Source organism: Paenibacillus sp. tmac-D7 (genome assembly GCF_006519665.1).
GTDB lineage: Bacteria > Bacillota > Bacilli > Paenibacillales > NBRC-103111 > Paenibacillus_G > Paenibacillus_G validus.
Genome location: NZ_VIDW01000131.1, coordinates 1 through 505, shown reverse-complemented (window position 1 = coordinate 505; position 505 = coordinate 1). Strand labels below are relative to the sequence as shown.

Here is a 505-nt window from a genome sequence, read left to right as displayed (position 1 = left end):
AGTGCCGTATTTACTAGCCATAATCCTGCTATCCATGCCAAGAAAATCAGCCTCCCAATCCAGTCATCTACGAGGGAATAAAGGGACAGCCATGCCGAGAAGAGATCGGCATGGCCTTTTTTAGAAACCTTTATACTGCGGTTCTTCCTGTTCAATTTGTTGTAACCGTGGAGTGACCTGGTCAATGATGTTTTGTGTCTGTTGCGCTGCATTTGTGAAAGTGGTTTTGGCCTGTTGGTTTTGTGTGTTTAACGCAAACTGTTCAAAGCTGGCCTGCGCGCTTTTTAATGAAGCTACAGCTGTTTTCACTTGAGAAGCTACCGTCACGTTGATCACCTCCTGAAATGGCATCCATATGTAATATGTCAACCTGTCAGAAAATTAATGAATGGTAAAATTTGATGATTGGCTATTGTCAGGGGTTAGAGTCTTCCTGAAAAGACTTACCGCAATCTATGCCCTTCTTGGCAATGCTTGAAGCCAGCAGGTACAGCCCTACATAGAT

General features: G+C 43.8%; 1 protein-coding gene. It reads right to left on the bottom strand.

Annotated elements, in window-relative coordinates; translation table 11 throughout:
• Positions 1–120: 120 nt before the first annotated feature.
• Entirely contained in the window at positions 121–327 is a 207-nt protein-coding gene (locus tag FKP33_RS26800) for a DUF1657 domain-containing protein (protein WP_029197844.1), read from the bottom strand.
• Positions 328–505 lie beyond the last annotated feature (178 nt).